A 477-nucleotide genomic window follows, 5' to 3' on the forward strand; every position below is an offset into this window, starting at 1 on the left:
TACCGGGGCAGCGCGGTGGCGCTGGGGGCTGCGGCGTTCAACGCTCGGGTGGCCGCGGCCGCACACGGCCTGACCGGGCACGTGCAGTGGTCCCGTGGTGACGAGGGCACACCCTTGTACGGGATCGCGGAGTTCTCCCCCGGCAACGCACCTGAGTTGGCTGAGCTCTATGAACCGATGCTGGCCCGGGAGACCAACCGGCTCCGGGGCACGTCGGCGCCGATCGCCACCGACGTGCTCGACGGCCTGCGGGCCGCCGCTCGCAACGAGGGTGCCGAACTGACGGTCCTCGACGACCCGGCCGAGATCGAGACCGCCGCACGCCTGCTCGCCGAGGCGGACCGGATCCGCTATCTCACCCCGACTCTGCACCGGGAGATGATGTCGGAGCTCCGCTGGCCCGGCGATCCAGATCCCGATACCGGCATCGACGTGACGACGCTCGGGTTGGACCCGGGCGACATGGTGGTACTCGAC

The 477-nt window shown here is 70.9% G+C and carries 1 pseudogene; it reads left to right on the forward strand.

Going from position 1 to position 477, the window contains the following annotated elements:
- Positions 1-477, forward strand: a pseudogene (locus RNB18_RS51285) (hypothetical protein); the annotation flags it as partial.

The sequence above is a fragment of the Streptomyces doebereineriae genome, from assembly GCF_031845645.1.
Lineage (GTDB): Bacteria > Actinomycetota > Actinomycetes > Streptomycetales > Streptomycetaceae > Streptomyces > Streptomyces canus.